The sequence below is a fragment of the Aquabacterium sp. genome, assembly GCF_016234775.1.
Lineage (GTDB): Bacteria > Pseudomonadota > Gammaproteobacteria > Burkholderiales > Burkholderiaceae_C > Aquabacterium.
In genome coordinates this window covers 25,877-48,174 of sequence record NZ_JACRAH010000046.1, presented here as the reverse complement: position 1 = coordinate 48,174, position 22,298 = coordinate 25,877, and the positions used below count along the sequence as shown (strand labels likewise).

Here is a 22,298-nt window from a genome sequence, read left to right as displayed (position 1 = left end):
CACGCCAAACAGTGCTGAAGAAACCGTCTCACCGTCCGATAAAACGTCCAGGTGAATCTTTCTAGACGGGACGGCTATGGGTGGAAGTTGGACGTTAAGGCAGAAGTTTGTCGCCGGCCTGAGCACGGTACTGGTCGTTTCGCTGGTGATCTTGCTGGGCATCCGGCTGTTGAGCAAGAGTGCCTTGTTCCACTATCTGGAGCGCGAGCATATGGCCGTGGTGGTCGGCATGGCGCACGATCTGGAGCTGGCGACTGTGGCCCCAGGCAGCCGAACGGTAACGCGCGAGGCCATGCTGGCCTCCATCAAGAAGGCTGACGAGATCGCAGCGCATGTGGACTTCGAGCTGTTCACGGTGGAGCAATGGGCGTTCAGGCTCATCGGTTTTGGCGATGTGATCGACCTGCCACACAAGGACATGAAGGATCTGGCCCACCTGCGCGGCCTGATTGAAGCGGGCAGTGGCCCGGTCACACCCGATCTGATCCAGCAGATCCAGCCCGACATGCAACAGGTGCTGGACAACTCCAACCGCTTCGGCCCCATGGTGCAAAAGGCTGTCGAGGTGGTCAAACTCATCGTGATCACGACCAACCTGTTGGGCATTGCCGCACTGTGCGCCGCGTTCTGGCTGATCCGCCAGGCCACGCTGGCGCCTTTGGGTGAGGCGCTGCAGACAGCCCGCCGCATCCAGTCTGGTGATCTGGCCAGCCCGGTGGCGGTGCATTCACAAGACGAGATGGGCCAGTTGATGCAGGCCTTGTCCGACATGAAAGACAGCCTGGCCCGGGTGGTGGGCGATGTGCGCCAGCGCTCGCAAGCCGTGGCCCACAGCATGGACGAAGTGGCCACCGGCCATGGCGATCTGTCGCACCGCACCGAGCAGCAGGCCTCGACCATCCAGCAAACCGCCTCCAGCGTGGTGCAACTGACGGCGGCCGTGCAGCAAAGCGTGCACAACGCGCAGAATGCCGATCACCAGGCCTCATCAGCCGCTCAGATCGCCGCCCAGGGTGGGCAGACGGTCGACGAGGTGGTGGCCAGCATGGCGCAGATCCTCCAGTCATCCAAGAAGATCTCGGACATCATCAGCGTGATCGACGGCATCGCCTTCCAGACCAACATCCTGGCGCTCAATGCCGCCGTAGAAGCGGCCCGCGCTGGCGAGCAGGGTCGCGGGTTTGCGGTGGTGGCCGGCGAGGTGCGCACCCTGGCACAGCGCAGTGCATCGGCTGCCAAGGAGATCGCCACGCTGATTCGCGATTCGGTGGACAAGGTCGAGTCCGGTTCGCACCTGGTCACCCAGGCGGGGCAGACCATGAACGAGGTGGTGTCTGCCGTGCGACAGGTCTCGGGGCTGATCTCGGAGGTCAACGGTTCGCTGGTGGAACAAGCCAGCGGCATTGGCCTGATCGACCAGGCCATGAGCCAGCTGGACCAGGCCACGCAGCAGAACGCAGCGCTGGCCGAGGAGTCCGCCGCGACGGTGGATGCCGTGCGCCAGGAAACCAATGCCCTGGTTCAGACCGTGGGGCAGTTCCGCGTCGCCTGAAAAGTTGTGGACAATAACGATACTCAGTGTTTCCACCTAGTTCACGCAGCCCATTCGCATCATGAGCACCTATACCGGCGACAGCCGCACCACCTGGGCCGACGCCTTCATCGCCGGCATTCCTTACGCCGTCGCCTCGGGCATGAAAGTGACCGAGCTGGGCAAGGGCACGGTGAGCCTGTATCAACCTGCCCGCGACACCTGGACGGGTGACTCGGAACTGCAGATGATCCACACCGGCTGCCTGAGCGTGCTGGCCGACACCGCCTGCGGCCTGGCCGTGGGCGCTGCGATGGACACACCCGAGCCCATCGCCACGCTGGATCTGCGCATGGACTACCTGCGCCCCGCCATGGCCAACACCGAACTGGTGTGCAAGGCCGAGTGCTATCGCCTGTCGCGCAGCATCGGCTTCGTGCGCGGCCAGGTGTTCCAGATCGGCCAGGACGAGCCTGTGGCCACGGTGAATGCCACCTTCATGCGCGCCACGGCCAACACGCGCCGCAAGGACATGAGCGCCCCCGCGCCCTCTGGCACCGACGCCAAGGCTGCCTTGACCCCGACCCAGGCTGCGGCCAGCCTGAGCGCCCCGGCCAGCATCGAACCCAGCCCCGTGTTCATCAGCCAGCGCGCCGATGTGCCTGAATCGCTCGCCCTGCCAGCCGGCCGCTCGCCGTATGTGGACTTCCTCGACATCCACCAGCAGATGCAGATCGATGCCGGCCCGATCTTCCGCCTGCCCTTCAAGCGCGAGCTGATCGGCAACCCGGTGCTGCCTGCGCTGCACGGCGGCGTGCTGGCGGGTTTTGGCGAAACGGCCATGATCCTGCACCTGACCAACACCAACCCGGCCATCAAGGGCGTGCCGCGTGGCATCGATTTCGCGATCGCCTACATGCGCTCGGCCAAGCCCGTGGACACCTTTGTGCAAGGCACGACCGTGCGCCAGGGCAACCGCGTGGCGCTGGTGCAGGTCTCGATCTGGCAGGACGATCCGCAGCGGCCCGTGGCACAGGCCCGCGGCCATTGCCTGATGCCGCGCGACGAGGCCTGATCGACCGGGTATCCGGGCGGGCTACAGGCCGCGCGCCTGGATGTCCTTGCCCAGTGCCAGCAGCATCTGCTCGTAAGACACCTTTGGTGCCCAGCCCAGGGCACGCGCCTTGGCGGTGGGAAAGCGGCCGTCCCAGGCGATGAGGTTGAGCGCCTCGCGCGTGACCGGCGGGCGCTGGCGCTGAAAGAAGCGCCTGAAGATTGGCTCCACCACACTGGCACCCAGGTAGGCTGCCCAGCGCGGTATCGAGCGCGGCAAGGGTGCTTTCATCAGGAAGGCCAGGTCGTTGAAGTAACGCTGCCAGGTCACGGGCAGGTCGTCCTCGATGTTGAAAGCCTGGCCATAAGCAGCGGGCGTCTGCGCGGCCAGCAGCATGAAGTCGGCCACGTTGTCCACCACGGTGAGCGCGGCATGGCCCTGCCCGCCGCCGATGAGCGCAGGCAAGCCCTGGCGCAAGGCATGGGCCGCATCCAGCAGCCAGGGGCCGGAGCCGGGGCCCACGATGTTGGCCGGCCGCACCACGCACACACGACCGCCCTGCGCCTTGAAGCGCCAGGCCAGCGCCTCCTGACCTTGCTTGGCCTTGCCATAAGGCCCTTGAGGCTGCCCGGGCTGCACATCTTCGGCGCACACGCTGCGCTGGATGGCATCACCATAGGCACAGATGCTGGTGGTCAGCACCACGATGGCCTGATGGCGCAGGGCCGAATCGAACACATGGGCCGTGCCCCCGACGGTGACGCGGTCGTGCGCTGCGTAGCTGCCTGCATCGCCCACCAGGGCCGCCAGATGGAACACATGCGAGCAGCCCTGGATGGCTTGATCCACATCGTCCGACCGGGTGATGTCGCCACGCAGGATCTGCACACGGTGGCCCCATGACGCAGGCACGCGCTCATGGGGCAAGGCCAGCACGCGCACGGCCCATCTGGTTCGCGTCAGGATCTGGGCAACGAGTGCCTGACCCAGGAAGCCGCAGCCGCCGGTCACCAGCACGGTTTGATCACGTTCATCCATGGCTTGCTTACCTCACGGTCACGCTGTCGGCGTCTTCAATGCCCGGCCATGCGGGCCGTCACCAGGCGGTTCATCCAGTCCGGCGACAGCTTGGACAGCAGATAAAACAGCTTGGTCTGCATGCCCACAGGCGTGTGCACGGGCAGGCTGCCAGGCGCGCCCTGGGCCAGTCGCCAGATGCTGGCGGCGATGTCATCAGCCGACAGGCGCACACCCAGCGTCTGCACCGTCTTCATCTTGCTCACATCGTTGGCCACCATGGCCGTATTCACGAACAGCGGCAGCACATCCACCACACGGATATCGAAGCGTTGCCATTCGATGTCCAGCGCCTCGGTGAAGCTGCGCACGGCCGCCTTGGTGGCCGAGTAGGTAGACAGCATGGGCTGCCCGTACAGGGCCGATGCCGAGCACAGGTTGACCACACGGGACTGGGGCGTGCGGCGCAGATAGGGCAGCGCCAGATGGCAGCCGTTGACCACGCCCTTGAGGTTGATGTCGATGAGGCGGTGATGGCGAATCAGCTCGGCCTCTTCGAAGTAGCTCGTCACCGCCACGCCGGCATTGTTGACCAGCACATCCAGACGCCCGTCGGCGGCCTTGAAGAAGGCTTCCAGCTGACGTGCCCAGTCATCAGGATTACTCACATCCAGCCGCCCCGCGTGGCAGCGGTGTGCCCCCAGTTGCGCACGCAAGGCCATCACGCCGGCCTCGTCCACGTCATACGCCCCGATGAACCAGCCTGCCTTGGCGAACCGCTCGGCAATCGCCCGGCCGATGCCAGCGGCCGCCCCCGTGATGAAGATGCTTCTGGTGCTGTTGATGCTCGTGGTCTGGCTCATGGACGCTCCTGATCTGATGCGCAGCATAACGGCCACAGGGTTGACAGGTCTTGACGCCGTCGGCCATGTTTTTTAACAATTTCGTCCATGCCAACCACCCCTCAGGCCAGCCCGACCAGCCCGCTACCCGCCCGGCTGTATGCGCGAGACGCGGTGCAAGGCATGGTCCCGCTGACCTTTCTGCGCGTGCTGGCCGGCTATCTGCAGGCGCGTGGCGTGGCGCCACATGAGCTGATCCCCAGGCGCTACAAGCTCGACAGTGCGCAGCACCTCGGCCGCATGCCCGCACAGGACTACTGCCTGCTGCTGATCCAGGCCGCCGAGCGCCTCAATGACCCGCTGCTGGGCCTGCACCTGGGCCAGGCCATGCAGCCCGCGCAACTGGGGGCACTGGGCTATGTGTTGCTGGCCTGTGAAAACCTGGGCGCTGCGCTGATGCGTATCCAGCGCTACCACCGGCTGGTGCACGACATCAACCCGATCGAGCATGAGGTGATCAACGGGCAGCTGGAGTTGCGCTGGGGCACGGCACATGGCAAGCCCGGCGCTTTGTTCGATGAGGCGGGCATCACCAGCATCGTGCAGTTCGGCCGCGACCTGTGCGGCCGGGACCTGCCTTTGAGCGCCGTGGATTTCGTGAACCCGCCTCCCGTCGATGCACGCCCCTACACGCGCTACTTCGGCTGCCCGGTGCGTTTTGGCCAGGCCCTCACGCGGCTGGTGATCCCGCTGGAGACGCTGGCGGCCCCTCTGCGCCAGCCGGACCCCACCCTGCTCAAGCTGATGGAAGCGCAGGTAGATGCCGCCATGGCCCAGCTACCCCAGACGGGCAACCTCGGGGACATGACCCAACGTGTGGTGGCCCACCTGGCGCCACATGGCATGCCCGAACTGGAGCAGGTGGCCCATGAACTGCGGCTTTCGCCGCGCGTGTTCTACCGGCGTCTGGCCGAGCAGGGCCTGAACTTCAGGGGCTTACGAGAAGCCGCCTTGCAGCAACTGGCCGACCTGCATCTGCGCGATGAGCGGCTCACGCTGGCCGAGGTCAGCACCTTGCTGGGCTATTCCGAACAGAGCGCCTTCACACGGGCCTTCAAGCGCTGGAAAGGTATCTCACCGCTGCAGTGGCGCCAAGAGCAAGCTGCGCCCCACGCGTGACTGAGCACGCCGCAGCCATGCGCCTACCGTACCCGCACAGGGCGCAAGCAACTGGCAGCTGGCGCCACCAGTGAACAAGCCTGAGGCGCCACCTTGGGCTTGTAGTCCAACGGGACGCCATGATTGGCGATCAGCCCGGCATATGCGGCCACGGCATGGGTCGGATCGCGAGTCAGGTTGACATCGGTCTGTACATTGACCGTGTACAAACCAAAGCGCGGCTTGTAGCTGCCCCACTCGTAGTTGTCGGTCAGGCTCCAGTAGTTGTAGCCCAGGATCCTCATACCATCAGCCTTGGCTCGCTGCAGCCAGTAGATCGTGTCGCGCAAGGCGTCGTGGTGCTGCTGGCCATCCGCGCGATGGCTGGCCATCGTTGGTGGGCATGCCGTAGTAGTAATCGATCCCGATGAAATCGAGCTTGTCCGCCACACGGTTGAAGAACATCGCGTCCAGCAGTGCCTCGGTAAGCCACGTTGCTGGACACCACGGAGCCAGGCTGACGAGCGTGAATATAGTCATAGATGGCCCTGTGTACAGCCACCATGCCATCGTTCATCTTCCGGATGTCCTGCGCTTTCAACCCACCGTTGCCAATCTCGTTATTCAGATAGAAAGTCGGCTCGTTGATGGCGATCCTGATCGGCGCGTAGCCCGCATAGCGATCGACCAGGCGTCGGGCGTTGCTCAGCCAGTTGGCCGGCATCTCGGCACTGGCCCAACCGCCACGGTCCAGCATCCAGCCGGGGTAGACCCAGTGGTCCAGCGTGAGCATGGGCCGCATGCCCAGTTTCACGATGCGTTGGATGACGGCGTCATAAAAGGCCAGTGCCGCAGGGTCCACCACGCCAGGTTGCGGCTCGCCCCGCGCCCATTCGATGCTGATGCGAAACACCTTGACGCCCAAGGCGGCAGCGCGATCCAGATCGGCCTCGTAATGCTTGTAGAAATCCACGGAATCACGGTAGGCATCGTACTTGGCGTTTTTGGCGATCTGGAAATCTTCACGCGTGCATCCACCATGAGCTGCGCGGTGGCCCACACACCTGTATCGGGCTGGCAACTGGATGCCGACCTGGCCATGGCCCTGCTGTGGCTGTCCTCGACCGCTGACGGGCAGGAAGATCCCGATCAGCATCTGTTGCAGATCAGCCAGGCCATGCTGGCGCAGATGCTGGCCTTGAGTCGGCAGTGCATCAGCAAGCATCTGCGGCCATGGAAGGAAGCGTGGTGGATCGCACTGCGCTGGCCACCCTGCTACCCGAAAGCTGACCAGCCGCGACGGACGAGACATCGCCCCATCAACGGCTCAAGGCACTGTGGTGAAAGCCTTGTTCGCCTGCGGTGCTGGCTTGCGCGGCAAACCATTCGACCACAGCCTGACGCTGTTCGGCCGAATAGTGCAAGCCCAGCTTGGAGCGGCGCCACAGCACATCGTCGGCCGTCATGGCCCACTCATGGCGCTTGAGGTAGAACAGCTCGGCCTCGTACAGATCCGGCGCGATCTCGGCACCCAGGTCACTGCGTGAGCGCACGCCATCGAGCAGGCGCAGCACACGGCTGCCATAAGCGCGGGTCCAGCGGCGCATGAGCCCCAAGTCCATCCAGGGATGGCGACGACGCAAACGCGTCTGGAACTCTGCCATGTCGGCCACCGGGTTGCCGGTTTCCTCGATCAAGTCACCCAGGAAGCCGCCTGGCAACACGGCATCTGCCGTCCACTGGTGGCGCTCGTCGCCCAGCATCTTGCCGACTTCGTCAGCAGCCTCCTGCGACAACACGCGGAAGGTGGTGAGCTTGCCACCCCAGACCGTCAACCAGGGCGAGGGCTTGAGTTGCGTCTGCAGGCGATAGTCACGCGTGACGGCCGCGGCCTTGCCGCTTTCATCATCGAGCAGGGGGCGCACACCGGCATAGCTCCACACCACATCACCGGGCTGCACAGGGCGGCGCAGATAGCGGCTCAACTCGGTGCAAAGGTAGACCACCTCTTCCGGCTCGATCTGCACATGGCCCGGCGCGGCCTTGTGCTCGACATCGGTGGTGCCGATCAGGGTGAAATCGCGTTCGTAAGGAATGGCAAAGATGATGCGCTTGTCCTGCCCCTGAAAGATATAGGCGTGATCGTGGTTGAAGATGCGCGGCACCACGATGTGGCTGCCCTTGACCAGGCGCAGTTTCTTGTTGGCATCGCCGCCCTTGCCTGCGGTGGTGGGCACGGCCATCACGTCGCGCAGCAAGTGCTCGGCCCAAGGCCCCGCCGCATTGACCACCATGCGCGCCTGCACCGTGAGCTTGTGCGTGGTCACCTGCACATTCGGATCCAGATGCGCCAGGGTGGCGCGCCACCCTCCCGCATGGGCACGTATCGCTTCGCACCGCGTGCGCGTCAGCACCTGCGCGCCTTGCTCGGCCGCATCCAGCGCGCACAAGGCCACCAGGCGGGCGTCGTCCACCCAGCCGTCGGAATACACGAAGCCTTTGGTCCAGCCAGGTTTGAGCGGCTCGCCCAAAGGCGATTTGGCCAAGGCCACGGATTCGCACCCGGGCAGGAACTCGCGTGGCGCCAGGTTGTCGTACAGCCACAGCCCCAGGCGGATCATCCAGGCCGGGCGCATGGAGGCATCGTGCGGCAGCACAAAGCGCAAGGGCCACATGATGTGCGGTGCCGAGCGCAGCAGCAGTTCGCGCTCCATCAGCGCCTTGCGCACCAGCCCGAATTCGCCATATTCCAGATAGCGCAATCCGCCATGGATCAGCTTGGTGGACGACGAGGAGGTGTGGCTGGCCAGGTCTTCCTGCTCACACATCACCACACGCCATCCACGGCCCGCCAGATCGCGGGCAATGCCCACGCCATTGATGCCACCACCGATCACCAGCACGTCGCAGTGATAGTCCGCTTCGCTGGTGTGATCGTCGGACTTTGGCAGGGATGGGGGGCTTGCGGGCTGCAAACTAGACTCCTTCATGACACAGTGCGTGTTTTACGGCACCGAAGCGTACAACACAAGCGCGTTTATATTCTTTTGTGTTTGTTTTTTTTCGTATACGCTCTCCATAACCCGGAAAATTGCGCAAAAACAATCAACGGAGACCTGGTATGAACCCTGATTCCCACTGGAGCCCCAATCCGCGCCAGCTTGCCTTGCTTGAAGAAGTGAAGGCGCGCGGCGCCGTGTCGGTCGAGCGACTGGCCCAGCGTCTGGATGTGACCATGCAGACCGTGCGCCGCGATGTGCAGCGCCTGGCCGATGCCGGCTTGCTGCAACGCTTTCACGGCGGCGTGAACCTGCCCCGCATCGCCCCGCAAGTGGGTGCATGGAAAGAACGTCAGGCGCTGCGCGCTGAAGCCAAGAGCCGCATCGCGCGCTCGGTGGCCGCGGCCATCCCGGATGGCAGCTCGCTCATGATGGGCATCGGCACCACCGTCGAGGCCGTGGCGCGCGAGTTGCTCAAGAAGTCCGGCCTGCGCGTGATCACGCACAACCTGCACGTGGCCAGCATGCTCAGCGAGCACCCCAACTGCAAGGTCCACGTAGCCGGCGGCGTGCTGCGCTCGCGTGACAGCGCGCTCGAAGGCGACAGCACCGTGGCCTTCCTCAAACAGTTCAAGGTGGACTACACCATCATGAGCACCATGGGCATCGACGAAGACGGCACCCTGCGTGACCGCGATCTGCGCGAACTGCCGGTGGCCCAGACCCTGGTCGAGCAAGCCCGCGAGACCTGGCTGGTGGCCGACGTGAGCAAATTCAGCGAGGCCGAACTGGCCAAGGTGGGCCACCTGCAAAGCATGAAGCGCGTGTTCACCGATGCGCTGCCGCCCGCCCCTTACCCCAAGATGCTGCAGGAATGGGACGTGGCCCTGACCATCGCCTCCTGAGCCTGCGCCAAAGGCACCAACAAGAAACAAAGAGAGCAACGCAAGATGGCATTCATCCTGGCCCTGGATCAGGGCACATCCAGTTCGCGCAGTGTGGTGTTTGACGAGCATGGCCGCATCCTGGCCAGTGCCCAGCTTGAGATCCGCCAGCACTACCCGCAACCGGGCTGGGTGGAGCACGATCCGCTGGAACTGTGGACCACGCAGCGCGACACGGCGCATGCGGCCATGGCGCAGCTGCATCAGGCAGGCCACGATCTGCGCCAGCTCAAGGGCATCGGCATCACCAACCAGCGCGAGACCACCCTGCTGTGGCACCGCCAGACCGGCCAGCCCGTGCACCGCGCCATCGTCTGGCAGGACCGCCGCACCGAAACGCAATGCGCGCAATGGCGCGAGCAAGGCCTGGGTGACAGCATCCGCGCCAAGACCGGCTTGGTCATCGACCCCTACTTCTCAGGCAGCAAACTGCAATGGCTGCTGGACAACGTGGACGGCGCACGCGAAGCGGCCGAGCGTGGCGAACTGGCTTTCGGCACCGTGGACACCTGGCTGCTGTGGAACCTGACCGGCGGGCGCGTGCACGCCACCGATGTGAGCAATGCCTCGCGCACCATGCTGTTCAACATCCACACCAATGACTGGGATGACGACCTGCTCAAGCTGATGCGCATCCCACGCGAGGTGCTGCCCGAAGTCAAGCCATCGAGCCACCTGTTTGGCGAAGCCGCACCCACGGTGTGGGGGCCGGATGCCAGCGCCATACCCGGTCTGCCTGCGCTGCCAGTAGGCGGCATCGCGGGTGATCAACAGGCGGCCCTGTTCGGGCAAGCAGGCTTTGAGGCCGGCCTGGCCAAGAACACCTATGGCACCGGCTGCTTCATGCTCATGCACACCGGCAACGAAGTGCGCACCTCGGCCAATGGCCTGCTGAGTACGGCTGCGGCGCAACTGCCCGATCAACGCGCCTATGCGCTGGAAGGCAGCGTGTTCATCGGTGGCGCGGTGGTGCAATGGCTGCGCGACGGCCTGCATGCCATCAAGGCCGCCAGCGAAGTGCAATCCCTGGCCGAGAGCGTGCCCGATTCGGGTGGCGTGATGTTCGTGCCGGCCTTCACGGGTCTGGGCGCACCTTACTGGCAAAGTGACGCGCGCGGTGCCATCGTCGGCCTGACACGAGGCAGCACGGTGGCCCACATCGCGCGCGCTGCACTGGAGTCGATTGCCTTCCAGAGTGCCGCCCTGTTGCAGGCCATGAGCCGTGACGCCGTGGCCGCGGGCGGTCGCCCCGTCAGCGAGTTGCGCGTGGACGGCGGCGCCTGCGTCAACAACCTGCTGATGCAGTTCCAGGCGGATCTGCTGGGCATCCCCGTGGTGCGCCCACAAGTGATCGAGACCACCGCGCTGGGTGCCGCCTACCTCGCTGGATTGTCGACGGGCGTGTATGCCGACACGGCCACGATCGCCCGTTTGTGGCAGGCCGACCGTACTTTCTATCCCACACTGTCGCGCGATCGCGCCGCTGAATTGATGGGCAATTGGGAGCATGCTGTCAGGCAAACCTGCCAGCACTGAGTCCCTTGCCCCGGTGCTTTGCCACCGCTGGCAACATGGTTGTCGATTGACTTCTGCTGCCGACCATCAACACTGATGCTCCTCAAGGCAGGGGTGGCCAAGCGCCCCATCGCGAATAAATGAGGGCGTCATGGTCACCACTTCCGTCGAGCCCGCAGCAGGCCCCTCGCCTGATCTGCTGGCCCGTGCGTTCAATGCGGCTCCCAATGGCTTTGTGCTGGTCGACAAGACCGGCATCATCGTGGCGGCCAACGAGGCCCTGGCCCGGATGTTTGGCTGCACCGTAGAGTCCCTGGCAGGCACGTCCGTAGACGCCTTGCTGCCCAGCCCGCTGCGCGCCGAACACGCCGGCCTGCGCGACAGCTTCATGGCGCATCCCGAGCCCCGGCCCATGGGTGCAGGGCGCGTTCTGTTTGCACGGCATGCCGACGGGCATGACTTTCCCGTCGAGATCGGCCTCAACCCGCTGCCTGCCGCGCAAGGCCTGCTGGTGCTGGCTTCGGTGGTGGACATCAGCGAGCGCCTCGGGCTGGAATCGGCATTCAGAGGCATGTTCGATGCCTCGCCTTATGGCCAACTCATCGTCGATGACCTGGGGCGCATCGTCATGGCCAACCGCGTGCTGGCCGAATCACTGGGCCACAACCGTGCGGCGCTGGCCGGGCAGCCACTGGAGATGCTGCTGCCCGAGCGCTACCGCCACCGACATGGCGCCCTGATGCAGGGCTACATCCAGACCGGCGAGGCCCGCATGATGGGCCAGGGCCGAGACCTCACAGCCCTGCATGCCGATGGCACCGAACTGCCAGTTGAGATCGGACTGAGCCGCGTGCGCTGGAACCGGCAGCTGTCCACCCTGGTCGTGATCAGCGACATCAGCATCCGCAAGCGCCTGGAGCTGGAGCTGCGGCAGGTCAACGCCGATCTGCAGGAGTTCACCTACGTAGCTTCACACGATCTGCGCTCGCCCTTGCGCGGCATCGCCGATCTGGTCGAGTGGATCGGCACCGATCTGGGCGACAACATACCGGCCGACGTGACGCGCAACCTGCAACGCGTGACCCATCGCATTCAACGCATGGACCGTCTGATTGACGACCTCCTGCGCTACGCACGCGCCGGCCGCGCCGCCACCGAGTTCAGCCAGGTAGACCTGCAAGGCCTGGTCAAGGGCATCCTGGAACTGCAACCACCACCGCCAGGCTTCACGGTGCAGTTGGATCTGGATGTGCCGCCACTGCAGACCGCCCGGGTGCCGCTGGAAACCGTATTGCGCAACCTGCTGAGCAATGTACTCAAGCACCACGATCGGCCACATGGCCGCATCACCGTGCGAGCCAGCATCGACGATGTGCATTGCCGCATCGAAGTGGAAGACGATGGCCCCGGCGTGCCCGAACAGGCCAAGGCCCGTATCTTCAAGCTGTTTCAGACACTGACCTCTTCCGAGAGAGGAGGTTCTGGCATCGGTCTGGCGTTGACCAAACGCCTGGTCGAAGTGCATGGCGGGCGCATCGACGTGCAATCCCCCGTCCGTGATGGCCGCGGCGCCTGCTTCCGCTTCGACTGGCCCCGCTTCAAGAGGAGAACCAGCCATGACCAGGTCTGAGGCCCTGTCCATCCTGTTGATCGAAGACGATGACGTGGCCGCCGAAGCGGTCGTGCGCAGCCTCGAAAAAGCGGGCTTGACCATACCGGTCATCTGGGCCGAAGATGGCCTGAAGGCCCTGGAAATGCTGCGCGCGACGCAGACGGGGCAGGTCGCTCCCCGGCCACGCGTCATCCTGCTGGACCTCAACATGCCACGCATGAATGGCTTCGAGTTCCTGCAGGCTCTGCGCGCAGATCCCAAACTGAGTGATGAAGTCGTGTTCGTCCTGACCACCTCCGATGACGAGTCGGACCGTACACGCGCCTATCACGAGAACATCGCAGGTTACATGGTGAAGTCCGCCGTGGGCCCTCAATTCTCGAAACTGGTCGCACTGCTGCAAAGCTACCAGTGCGCGGTCAAACTGCCATGAATGCAAGCCCAGCCGTGAACGCACCCACCAATCCGCTGCATCTGCTCGTAGTCGATGACGACGACGTTGATCGCGAACGCGTGCAGCGCTACATGCAACGCTCGCCCGTCAAGGTCGTCACGCACGAGGCCTCATCAGGCGAAGAGGCCTTGCGCATGGTGCGCACACACCCGTTCGACTGCGTGGTGCTGGACAACCAGCTCGGTGACACCACCGGCATGGACCTCCTGCAGCGACTGCGCTCGGAAACCTGCCAGGACTGCCCCGTCATCATGGTGACAGGCGCTGGCAACGAAGCGCTGGTCGTGCAGACGCTGCAAGAGGGTGCCGCCGACTACCTCTCCAAGCTGCACCTGAGCGCGGAAAGTCTGGTGCGCTCGGTCCTGCGCAGCCTGGAACACCATCAGATGCGGCGCGAGCTGGATGACATGCACCGGCAACTGGAGCGGCGCGTTGAAGAGCAAGCGGCGACCATACGGCTGCGGGAACGCGATCTGCAAGACCTGCTGGACCACACCTCCAGCCTGATCGGCTACTGGGATGCTGCCCAATGCGTGCGCTTTGGCAACCGCGCACATGAAGCCTGGTTTGAGCTGCTGCCCGAACACCTGCCTGGCATGCGCGTACGTGATGCCATCGGCCCGGTGATGTATGCGATTCACCAGCCCTACATCGTACGTGCGCTGCAAGGGCAGGTTCAGCTCTTCGAACATACCTTGCCCGGTAACAACGGCGTCAAGACACGGCACCTGCAGGCCGAGTACCGCCCAGATACCAACGAGTTCGGTGAGGTTGCCGGCTTCTACGTGACCATCACAGACATCACCGTGATCAAGGCCGCTCAAGCCAAGGTGGAAGAGCTGTTGCACTTCGTCGAAGCGGTGATCGGCAACTCGCCCATCGGCATGGCCGTCTACCGTACCGATCAACAGTGTGTGCTGGCCAATAGCGAGATGGCCATGCTCACCGGCATGGCCCTGCACCAACTCAAACAACAGCCAATGGCCGCCCTGGCCACTGGAGCGGCCAGCCACTTGATCGATGAGGCGCAAGCCACGCTGGCCGACGGCCAGACGCGGCATCTGGAAATCGCCATGCAACGCTCGCCAGAACATGTCGTTCACCTGGCGTGGTCGCTGGCCAGACTGGCCCGTGGCGATGAACCGCACCTGCTGGTGATAGCGCGGGACGTGACCGAGCAGAACATCCTGCACGAGACCCTCGTCAATGCGCGCAACACGGCGCAGGAAGCCGCTCGCATCACCAGCGCATTCCTCGCCAACATGAGCCACGAGATACGCACGCCGATGAACGCCATCGTCGGACTGTCTCGCCTGGCACTGGAAGAGGCCTTGCCCCCTTCTGCTTATGGCCACATCGAGCGCGTTCATGACTCTGCGATGGCTTTGATGGGCATCCTCGATGATGTGCTGGACTATGCCAAGGTGGAAGCTGGTCAGATGACGCTGGAGCACACCGACATCGATCTGGAGGACATCCTGCAACGCGTGGCAGATCTGTTCTCCGGGCGTATGGCTCAAAAACGCCTGCGCTTCAGCGTGGACCTGATTGAACCACTGCCCACCCACATCCTGGGTGACCCCTTGCGGCTTTCTCAAATCCTCAACAACCTCGTGGGCAATGCCGTCAAGTTCACGGACAAGGGCGGCATCCATCTCGAAGTCCGCACGGATGGTGACATGCTGCGCTTTGCCGTGCGTGATACCGGCATCGGCATCGCCCCCGACCGCCGCCAGGCCTTGTTTGCTGCGTTCGCTCAAGGCGATGTGTCCATTACGCGGCGCTTCGGGGGCACAGGACTGGGTCTGGCCATCAGCAAGCGTCTGATCGAGATGATGGAGGGGCGCATCGGCGTGCACAGCAGCCTGGGTGAAGGCAGTGAGTTCTGGTTCACCATGCCGCTGCTGCCGGCACCGCCCTCTGTCAACCCTCCGCTCGCCAGCGAGCCCTTCAAGGTGCTGCTGCTCGGGTCGACACCAGCAGCGCTTGAGGCTCTCACTCGTATGCTGCAGGCCCGCCACGCTGCCGTCACTGCCGCGGAAGACCTTGACGTGGCCTGCGCCCACATCATGAGCAAGGCGCAAGATGGTGAACCGTTCGATGCCGTGATCATCGACTGGCTGCAAGCCGATGCGCAAGCCGCACAGGTCGTGCGCGTGCTGCGTGATCAGTTGCGACAACATGGCGACCACCAGACCACGATCATGGGCTTGATACCTGGCTTCGAACGCCAATCCTTGCTGGATGCGACGGGGCCGTCGCCAGTGGACACGCTGCTGTCGCACCCGGTCCTGCCTGGCGTGCTGTTCAAAACACTGGCGCATGCACGCACCCACAACCAGACAATGCCACAGCCGCAAGCCTCGCCTGCTCACCTGCTGGCACAACGTGGGCAGGCACTAAAAGGCTGCCGCGTGCTGCTGGTAGAAGACAACCTGCTCAACCAGATGGTGGCCCAGGCCTTCCTGCAGCAAGCCGGGCTGGAAGTCGAAACACTGGACGATGGGCAACAGGCTGTAGAGCGCATGGAACAGGCGCTGCCGGGCTACTTCTCGGCCATCCTGATGGACATGCACATGCCGGTGATGGATGGTCTGGAGGCCTCTCGGCGCATCCAGCAGATGGGCCACGCCCATGACATTCCCATCATTGCCATGACGGCTGCGGTGCTGCCCGCAGATCGCGAACGTTGCCTGGAGGCTGGCATGGTGGACATGATCACCAAGCCCATCATGCCGGAGACCATGGTCGATACCCTGATCAAATGGATACCGCACTGAGCGTCTGACGCATTCGCACCTGCTACCCTTGCCCCATGCAAGGCTTCAAACGCAAGATCGTTCACGCCAGCCTGTTCGAGCTGATCGCGGTCGTCATCGTCACACTGGGCATGCGCTGGCTGTCCGGCAGCAGCACCGCCGAGGCAGGCGGGCTGGCCGTGTCCACCTCCATCGTGGCGCTCATCTGGAACATGGTCTTCAACACCCTGTACGAGGCCTGGGAGCGTCGTCAGGTCAGCCGCCAGCGCACGGTGTCGCGGCGCATGGGCCATGCCCTCTGTTTTGAGGGCGGCCTGATATTGATGACGGTACCCATGATCGCCTGGTGGCTGAACCTGGGCTGGTGGGAGGCCCTGATCACGGATCTGGGCCTGGTGGCGTTCTTCCTGATCTACGCGTTTTGCTTCAACTGGCTGTTTGACTATCTGGCCGGCCTGCCGGATTCGGCCCGTCAGCCTACACCGTGAGGTAGGGAAATACCTGAGCTGGGTGTCGCCACAGCTTCCTTCCTGTCGTGATTTGTTCTTGGCATGTCAGGCCACTCCTCACTAGCATGCGAGACCCTCATCGCATGCAGTCCTGATGTCCTCCAAGCCCTCGTCTTCCTTTGTGGTTCACGGCCCCCACGGCCCACTGGCCGTTCAACGCTGGGGCAGCACCACGCTGCCAGTGGTGATCCTCGTTCACGGCTATCCGGACAACCGCAGCAAGTGGGAACCCGTGGCCCAGGCCCTGAGCGATCGCTATCAGGTCATCGCCTATGACGTGCGCGGTGCCGGTGACTCGTTCAAACCCAAACGCCGCAGCGATTACCGGCTGGAACACCTCACGGCCGATTTCAAGGCGGTGCTCAACGCCGTCAGCCCCAAACGCCCAGTGCACCTGGTGGCGCATGACTGGGGCTCGGTACAGAGCTGGGAGTTCGTGACCGAGCCCGCACTCAAAGGCCGCATTGCCTCCTTCACCTCGTGCTCGGGCCCTTGTCTGGATCACTTCGGCCACTGGCTGCGTGACAGCCTCAAGCGCCCCACGCCCACCAATCTGGGCCGCGTGACGCTGCAGATGCTCAAGTCTTGGTACGTCTACATGTTCCAACTGCCCTTGCTGCCCGAGGCGCTGTGGCGCACGCTGATCGGCCCGAACTGGCCCGGCCTGATGCGGGTGCTGGAGTCCACCGAAATCAAGCCGCGCGCCTCGCAGACATCGGACGGCGTGCACGGTGTGGGCCTGTACCGCGCCAATGTCTTCCAGCGCATGCTCAAGCCCCGGATGCGCTACGCCCACGCGCCGGTTCAGGTGCTGGTGCCCACGCAGGACCACTTCGTCAGTCCCTGGTTGAGCGAGAACCTCTCACGCTGGGTGCCTCAATTGCGCCGCACGGAAATCCCGGCGGGGCATTGGGTCACGCTCAAGCAACCCGAGTTGTTCACCCGGCATGTGCGCAGCTTCATTGACAGCATCCCCATTGCCGCGGCCAGATAAGGAGCGCCCTCATGCGCAAAATCGTCGTCATCACCGGGGGCAACTCCGGCATCGGCCTGTCCATGGCCCATGAACTGGCCCGACAAGGTGCCATCGTCTGCCTGGCCTGCCGCGATCAAGGCAAGGCTGCCTCCGCCCGCGCCGAGATCCTGCAGCGCACACCCGGCGCCCAGGTCGAGCTCTACAAGCTGGACCTCTCGTCATTCGCGGCCATTCACGCCTTCGTGCATGCCTTTGCCCAACGCCACGACCGACTGGATGCGCTCATCAACAACGCAGGCGCCGTGCCCATTCGGCAGCAGTTCACCCAGGAAGGGTTCGAGCTGCAGTTCGGCGGCAATTACCTGGGGCCGTTCCTGCTGACGCATCTGTTGATGCCCTTGCTGCAGGTCAGTGCCGACGCAGACGGCCCCGGCCAGGGCGATGCACGCATCGTGCACCTGTCGTCCATCGCGCACAACCTGGGGCGCATCGATCTGGACACGGCCAAAGGTCGCACACCCTACCGCGTGCTGCCTGCGTATGCGCAATCCAAACTGGGCAACCTGATGTTCAGCAACGCGCTGGCGCGCAAGCTGCCCGCCGGCATCACCTCGCAAGCCATGCACCCAGGCGGCGTGGCCTCGCCCATCTACCGCGAACTGCCGCGCTGGCAATACGCGGTGATGCGCCCCTTCCTGATCGGTCCGGAGCGCCCAGGCAAGCTGGCCGCCGAGCTGGCCATTGGCAGCAGCAGGCGTGGTGAAACCGGTGGCTACTTCTCGATCCAGCACCCGCGCATCGTGTCGCGGTTCGCAAAGGATCAGGCCTTGCAGGAAGCGCTGTATCAACAAAGCTGCATCTGGGCCGAAGTGCCGGCGCTGTCCGGCCAAGGTTTGACGCGACGCGCCGCGTGAAGCCTCAAGGCTGCTGACAGGACGCTGTCAGCAGCAGGTCCGCACCATGAGGGCTCTTTCAACACAAGGAGCCCTTCATGAGCCAAACCAACACGCCCATCGAACACGCCATCAACTGGTTCGAGATCCCTGTCACCGACATGGCCCGCAGCATCGCCTTCTATGAGCGCCTGTTGGGCATCACCCTGCGACGTGAACCGTGCTCAGGACTCGACTTTGCCGTCTTCCCTTGCACCGACAGCCCTGACGCCGTCAAGGGTGCCCTGATGGCGGTAGACAAGGCCCCGGCCAACACCGATGGCGTCATCATTTACCTGAACGCTGGCAAGTCGATCAACGCCGTGCTGGCTCGCCTGGATGCCTGCGGTGGCAAGCTGTTGACACCACGCGTGGTGCTACCCGACAACATGGGCTGCTTCGCCCACATTGCGGATCCGGACGGCCACAGGATCGGCCTGCACGCGCTGGACTGAGCACCGCCCAAAAGCTGACACACTGCGCCCATGCGCCGCGCCGATCGCCTGTTCCAGTTGCTGCAACTCATCCGAGGGCGCCGCCTGTCCACGGCGGCGTGGCTGGCGCAGCGCATGGAAGTGTCGGTGCGCACGGTGTACCGGGATGTGGCTGCTCTGCAAGTGCAAGGCGTGCCCATCGAAGGCGAGGCGGGTGTGGGCTACCGGGTCGCCCGGGACTACAGCCTGCCGCCGCTCATGTTCACCCCTGAACAGGCGCAAGCGCTCGTGGCCTCGGTGCGCATCGCCCGCAGCCGGTTGGACCCGGCCCTGGCCGCGCAAGCTGAAGAAGCCTTGAGCAAGATCCTCAGCGTGCTGCCACTTAGCAGCCGCGTAGCGGCCGACAGCCTTCCCCTGCATGCACCGGCGCGCCCGCACGACAGCATCGTCCTGACACGGCTGGGGCAACTGCGCGTGGCCATCGAATCCCGCCAGGTCTTGCACATCGACTATGCCGATGTCAAAGGCCAGCCCAGCCAACGTACCCTGCGCCCCTTGGCCTGTTTCTATTGGGAATCTGCCTGGACCCTGTCAGCCTGGTGCGAGCTACGGCAGGATTTCCGACAGTTCCGGCTGGACCGCATCCGGAAACTGTTGATCGGACCAGGTACGTTCAAGGATGAAGCCGGCAAAACGCTGGCAGACATGTTTCGGCAATGGTGCGAGCCCCCACCCTTCCTATAATCCCCAGATTCCACCTTTCACAGGCTGGAGCCCTTTTTCCCGTATGGTGAAGGGCTGCCAGCCTGAATTCGTCTTTGCGGTGACCGATCCCATGAGCGCTACACAAGAAAACCAGACCTACGACCCACGTGCCGTCGAGGCCCGTGCCCAGCAGCACTGGAACGACCGCGACGCCTACCGCGTCACCGAAAGCAAGGACAAAAAGGCGTTTTACGCCTGCTCGATGCTGCCTTACCCCTCGGGCAAGTTGCACATGGGCCACGTACGCAACTACACGATCAACGACATGCTCACGCGCTACCTGCGCATGAACGGTCACAACGTGCTGATGCCCATGGGTTGGGACGCCTTCGGCCTGCCGGCTGAAAACGCCGCACTGAAAAACAAGGTGCCACCCGCCGCCTGGACCTACGACAACATCGCTTACATGAAAAAGCAGATGAAGGCGATGGGTCTGGCGATCGACTGGTCGCGCGAGATCGCCACCTGCCAGCCCGACTACTACAAGTGGAACCAGTGGCTGTTCATCAAGATGCTGGAAGCCGGTGTGTGCGAACGCCGCACCCAGACCGTGAACTGGGACCCGGTGGACCAGACCGTGCTGGCCAACGAGCAGGTGATCGACGGCAAGGGCTGGCGCTCGGGCGCCCCCGTTGAAAAGCGCGAGATCCCGGGCTACTACCTGAACATCACCAAGTACGCCGACGAGCTGCTCTCGGCCGTGGCCAACCCTGAAGACCCGAACTACCTGTCCGGCTGGCCCGAGCGCGTGCGCCTGATGCAGGAAAACTGGATCGGCAAGTCTGAAGGCGTGCGCTTTGCGTTCGCGCATGACATCACCGGTGCCGACGGCGGCCTGATCAACCAGGGCCAGCTGTGGGTGTTTACCACCCGCGCCGACACCATCATGGGCGTGACCTTCTGCGCCGTGGCGCCGGAACACCCGCTTGCCGTGCATGCAGCGGCTGGTAATGCCACCCTGCAAGCCTTCATCGAAGAATGCAAGACCGGTGGCACCACCGAGGCCGAGCTGGCCACGCAAGAGAAGAAAGGCGTGCCCACGGGCCTGTTCGTCACCCACCCCATCACCGGCGACAAGGTCGAGGTCTGGGTGGGCAACTACGTGCTGATGTCGTATGGCGATGGCGCCGTGATGGGCGTGCCGGCGCATGACGAGCGCGACTTCGCGTTTGCGAAGAAGTACGGCATCGCCATCAAGCAGGTCATTGGCGTGGAAGGCGAAACCTTCTCTACCTCCGCCTGGGCCGAGTGGTACGGTGACAAGCAACGCGGCACGTGCGTCAACAGCGAGGGCCTCAATGGCCTGGCCTACAAGGACGCAGTGGGCAAGGTCGCCGAGATCCTGATGGCCAAGGGCATCGGCGAGAAGAAGACCACCTGGCGCCTGCGCGACTGGGGCATCAGCCGCCAGCGTTACTGGGGCACCCCCATCCCGATCATCCACTGCCACGGCTCCGGAACGCCCGGGGCCCCCTCCCCGGACGCGTGCGGCCCCGTGCCCGTACCCGAGAAGGACCTGCCCGTGGTCCTGCCCGAAGACGTGGTGCCCGATGGCTCCGGCAACCCGCTCAAATCGCGCCCCGACTTCCTGAACGTGGGCTGCCCGAAGTGCGGCAAGCCCGCCCAGCGCGAAACCGACACGATGGACACCTTCGTGGATTCGAGCTGGTACTTCCTGCGCTACACCTGCGCCGACAACGCGCAAGCCATGGTCGATGAGCGCACCAACTACTGGATGGGCGCCGCCAATGCCGCCGGCAACCGCGGCATGGACCAGTACATCGGTGGCATCGAACACGCCATCCTGCACTTGCTGTATGCGCGCTTCTGGACGAAGGTCATGCGTGACCTGGGCCTGGTCAAGATCGACGAGCCCTTCAAGAAGCTGCTCACACAGGGCATGGTGCTCAACCACATCTACTCGCGCAAGACCGCGCAAGGCGGCATCGAGTATTTCTGGCCGCATGAGGTCGAGAACACGTTTGATGCCAACGGCAAGATCAACGGCGCCAAACTCAAGGCCGACGGCTCCGCCATCGACTACGGCGGCGTGGGCACCATGTCCAAGTCCAAGAACAACGGTGTGGACCCACAGGAGCTGATCGACACCATGGGCGCCGACACGGCCCGCCTGTTCACCATGTTCGCCTCGCCCCCCGAGCAGACGCTGGAGTGGAGCGCCGCTGGCGTGGAAGGCGCGCACCGCTTCGTCAAGCGCGTGTGGAACTTCGGCGCCAAAAACGCCGAGGCGCTGAAAACCGCTGGCAAGGTCGTTCAGGCTGAACTGAGCGCCGATGCCAAGGCCCTGCGCCGCGAGGTTTTCGTGATCCTCAAGCAGATCAGCTACGACTACGAGCGCATGCAGTACAACACCGTGGCCTCCGGCGCCATGAAGCTGCTCAATGCACTGGAAGCCCACAAGGGCGACACGCCCGCTGATCTGGCTGTGCTGCGCGAAGGCTACAGCGTGCTGCTGCGTGGCCTGTACCCCGCCTGCCCGCACCTCACGCACGTGCTGTGGGAAGACCTGGGTTACGCCGCACAGGACGGCCAAGGCGACTTGCTGGACGCCCCCTGGCCCGTCGTGGTCGAAGAGGCCCTGGTGCAAGACGAGATCGAGCTGATGCTGCAAGTCAATGGCAAGCTGCGTGGTTCGATCAAGGTCAGCCCCAACGCCGACAAGGCTGCGATTGAGGCCGCCGCCCTGGCCAGCGAAGACTTCGCCAAGTTTGCCGAAGGCAAGCCAGCCAAGAAGGTCATCGTGGTGCCGGGCCGTCTGGTCAACGTGGTCATTTGA

General features: G+C 64.0%; 19 protein-coding genes. 14 read left to right on the top strand and 5 right to left on the bottom strand.

The genetic code is table 11. The features are described from left to right. The first annotated feature begins 76 nt into the window (after positions 1-76). Complete coding sequence (locus HY836_RS14315; RefSeq protein ID WP_290677022.1) at positions 77-1,552, top strand: methyl-accepting chemotaxis protein; 1,476 nt, start codon at positions 77-79, stop codon at positions 1,550-1,552. A gap of 61 nt (positions 1,553-1,613) precedes the next feature. Beyond that, the gene (locus HY836_RS14310; RefSeq protein ID WP_290677018.1) at positions 1,614-2,606 is read left to right on the top strand and encodes a hotdog domain-containing protein; all 993 of its coding nucleotides are present in this window, start codon (positions 1,614-1,616) and stop codon (positions 2,604-2,606) included. A 21-nt stretch (positions 2,607-2,627) separates the two neighbouring features. Here HY836_RS14310 and HY836_RS14305 read toward each other — a convergent pair whose 3' ends face one another. Next, positions 2,628-3,623 carry an NAD(P)-dependent oxidoreductase gene (locus tag HY836_RS14305; protein WP_290677015.1) on the bottom strand — a complete coding sequence of 332 codons (996 nt, stop codon included), beginning with the start codon at positions 3,621-3,623 and terminating at the stop codon, positions 2,628-2,630. Between the two features lie 35 nt (positions 3,624-3,658). After that, complete coding sequence (locus tag HY836_RS14300; RefSeq protein ID WP_290677012.1) at positions 3,659-4,465, bottom strand: SDR family oxidoreductase; 807 nt, start codon at positions 4,463-4,465, stop codon at positions 3,659-3,661. An 87-nt stretch (positions 4,466-4,552) separates the two neighbouring features. Between HY836_RS14300 and HY836_RS14295 the strand changes: the two genes are divergently transcribed. Then, positions 4,553-5,623, top strand: coding sequence for an AraC family transcriptional regulator (locus HY836_RS14295; RefSeq protein ID WP_290677009.1), 1,071 nt, complete (start codon positions 4,553-4,555; stop codon positions 5,621-5,623). Positions 5,624-5,646: 23 nt separating this feature from the next. On the opposite strand, the gene HY836_RS14290 is transcribed toward HY836_RS14295, so the two are convergent. From HY836_RS14290 to glpD, 3 genes are all read right to left on the bottom strand, one after another. Further along, the gene (locus HY836_RS14290) at positions 5,647-5,907 is read right to left on the bottom strand and encodes a family 1 glycosylhydrolase (protein WP_290677006.1); all 261 of its coding nucleotides are present in this window, start codon (positions 5,905-5,907) and stop codon (positions 5,647-5,649) included. Further along, complete coding sequence (locus HY836_RS14285) at positions 5,904-6,827, bottom strand: family 1 glycosylhydrolase (protein WP_290677003.1); 924 nt, start codon at positions 6,825-6,827, stop codon at positions 5,904-5,906. Before HY836_RS14285 ends, HY836_RS14290 begins: the two co-directional genes overlap by 4 nt. Positions 6,828-6,921: 94 nt before the next feature. Next, complete coding sequence (glpD, locus tag HY836_RS14280; RefSeq protein WP_290677000.1) at positions 6,922-8,592, bottom strand: glycerol-3-phosphate dehydrogenase; 1,671 nt, start codon at positions 8,590-8,592, stop codon at positions 6,922-6,924. A gap of 131 nt (positions 8,593-8,723) precedes the next feature. Here glpD and HY836_RS14275 point away from each other — a divergent pair, with 131 nt between their 5' ends. The 11 genes from HY836_RS14275 (at position 8,724) to leuS (ending at position 22,298) form a co-directional block, all read left to right on the top strand. Beyond that, positions 8,724-9,506 (top strand): DeoR/GlpR family DNA-binding transcription regulator, encoded by a 783-nt coding sequence (locus tag HY836_RS14275; RefSeq protein ID WP_290676997.1) that lies wholly within the window; start codon positions 8,724-8,726, stop codon positions 9,504-9,506. Between the two features lie 45 nt (positions 9,507-9,551). Beyond that, positions 9,552-11,081: a glycerol kinase GlpK gene (gene glpK / locus HY836_RS14270; protein WP_290676994.1), complete on the top strand. Its 1,530-nt coding sequence runs from the start codon at positions 9,552-9,554 to the stop codon at positions 11,079-11,081. Between the two features lie 130 nt (positions 11,082-11,211). Next, positions 11,212-12,690, top strand: a complete 1,479-nt coding sequence (locus HY836_RS14265) for a PAS domain S-box protein (protein ID WP_290676991.1) — start codon at positions 11,212-11,214, stop codon at positions 12,688-12,690. Continuing rightward, complete coding sequence (locus tag HY836_RS14260; RefSeq protein WP_290676988.1) at positions 12,677-13,105, top strand: response regulator; 429 nt, start codon at positions 12,677-12,679, stop codon at positions 13,103-13,105. The genes HY836_RS14265 and HY836_RS14260 overlap by 14 nt, the downstream gene beginning before the upstream one ends. Continuing rightward, entirely contained in the window at positions 13,102-15,906 is a 2,805-nt protein-coding gene (locus HY836_RS14255; RefSeq protein ID WP_290676985.1) for a response regulator, read from the top strand. Before HY836_RS14260 ends, HY836_RS14255 begins: the two co-directional genes overlap by 4 nt. 35 nt (positions 15,907-15,941) lie before the next feature. Next, a complete protein-coding gene (locus HY836_RS14250; RefSeq protein WP_290676982.1) occupies positions 15,942-16,373 on the top strand; it encodes a PACE efflux transporter in 432 nt (143 codons plus the stop codon). Between the two features lie 115 nt (positions 16,374-16,488). Further along, positions 16,489-17,388, top strand: a complete 900-nt coding sequence (locus HY836_RS14245; protein WP_290676979.1) for an alpha/beta fold hydrolase — start codon at positions 16,489-16,491, stop codon at positions 17,386-17,388. An 11-nt stretch (positions 17,389-17,399) separates the two neighbouring features. After that, positions 17,400-18,284 carry an SDR family NAD(P)-dependent oxidoreductase gene (locus HY836_RS14240; RefSeq protein ID WP_290676976.1) on the top strand — a complete coding sequence of 295 codons (885 nt, stop codon included), beginning with the start codon at positions 17,400-17,402 and terminating at the stop codon, positions 18,282-18,284. Positions 18,285-18,361: 77 nt separating this feature from the next. Further along, positions 18,362-18,757, top strand: coding sequence for a VOC family protein (locus tag HY836_RS14235; RefSeq protein ID WP_290676973.1), 396 nt, complete (start codon positions 18,362-18,364; stop codon positions 18,755-18,757). Between the two features lie 30 nt (positions 18,758-18,787). Then, the gene (locus tag HY836_RS14230; protein ID WP_290676970.1) at positions 18,788-19,480 is read left to right on the top strand and encodes a YafY family protein; all 693 of its coding nucleotides are present in this window, start codon (positions 18,788-18,790) and stop codon (positions 19,478-19,480) included. A 91-nt stretch (positions 19,481-19,571) separates the two neighbouring features. Then, positions 19,572-22,298, top strand: coding sequence for a leucine--tRNA ligase (gene leuS, locus HY836_RS14225; RefSeq protein ID WP_290676967.1), 2,727 nt, complete (start codon positions 19,572-19,574; stop codon positions 22,296-22,298).

Excerpts from the sequence above, each read along its gene's own strand:
- HY836_RS14315 (WP_290677022.1), top strand. The coding sequence starts at position 77 with ATGGGTGGAAGTTGGACGTTAAGGCAGAAGTTTGTCGCCGGCCTGAGC.
- HY836_RS14310 (WP_290677018.1), top strand. The coding sequence starts at position 1,614 with ATGAGCACCTATACCGGCGACAGCCGCACCACCTGGGCCGACGCCTTC.
- HY836_RS14305 (WP_290677015.1), bottom strand. The coding sequence starts at position 3,623 with ATGGATGAACGTGATCAAACCGTGCTGGTGACCGGCGGCTGCGGCTTC.
- HY836_RS14300 (WP_290677012.1), bottom strand. The coding sequence starts at position 4,465 with ATGAGCCAGACCACGAGCATCAACAGCACCAGAAGCATCTTCATCACG.
- HY836_RS14295 (WP_290677009.1), top strand. The coding sequence starts at position 4,553 with ATGCCAACCACCCCTCAGGCCAGCCCGACCAGCCCGCTACCCGCCCGG.
- HY836_RS14290 (WP_290677006.1), bottom strand. The coding sequence starts at position 5,907 with ATGAGGATCCTGGGCTACAACTACTGGAGCCTGACCGACAACTACGAG.
- HY836_RS14285 (WP_290677003.1), bottom strand. The coding sequence starts at position 6,827 with ATGCTTGCTGATGCACTGCCGACTCAAGGCCAGCATCTGCGCCAGCAT.
- glpD (WP_290677000.1), bottom strand. The coding sequence starts at position 8,592 with ATGAAGGAGTCTAGTTTGCAGCCCGCAAGCCCCCCATCCCTGCCAAAG.
- HY836_RS14275 (WP_290676997.1), top strand. The coding sequence starts at position 8,724 with ATGAACCCTGATTCCCACTGGAGCCCCAATCCGCGCCAGCTTGCCTTG.
- glpK (WP_290676994.1), top strand. The coding sequence starts at position 9,552 with ATGGCATTCATCCTGGCCCTGGATCAGGGCACATCCAGTTCGCGCAGT.
- HY836_RS14265 (WP_290676991.1), top strand. The coding sequence starts at position 11,212 with ATGGTCACCACTTCCGTCGAGCCCGCAGCAGGCCCCTCGCCTGATCTG.
- HY836_RS14260 (WP_290676988.1), top strand. The coding sequence starts at position 12,677 with ATGACCAGGTCTGAGGCCCTGTCCATCCTGTTGATCGAAGACGATGAC.
- HY836_RS14255 (WP_290676985.1), top strand. The coding sequence starts at position 13,102 with ATGAATGCAAGCCCAGCCGTGAACGCACCCACCAATCCGCTGCATCTG.
- HY836_RS14250 (WP_290676982.1), top strand. The coding sequence starts at position 15,942 with ATGCAAGGCTTCAAACGCAAGATCGTTCACGCCAGCCTGTTCGAGCTG.
- HY836_RS14245 (WP_290676979.1), top strand. The coding sequence starts at position 16,489 with ATGTCCTCCAAGCCCTCGTCTTCCTTTGTGGTTCACGGCCCCCACGGC.
- HY836_RS14240 (WP_290676976.1), top strand. The coding sequence starts at position 17,400 with ATGCGCAAAATCGTCGTCATCACCGGGGGCAACTCCGGCATCGGCCTG.
- HY836_RS14235 (WP_290676973.1), top strand. The coding sequence starts at position 18,362 with ATGAGCCAAACCAACACGCCCATCGAACACGCCATCAACTGGTTCGAG.
- HY836_RS14230 (WP_290676970.1), top strand. The coding sequence starts at position 18,788 with ATGCGCCGCGCCGATCGCCTGTTCCAGTTGCTGCAACTCATCCGAGGG.
- leuS (WP_290676967.1), top strand. The coding sequence starts at position 19,572 with ATGAGCGCTACACAAGAAAACCAGACCTACGACCCACGTGCCGTCGAG.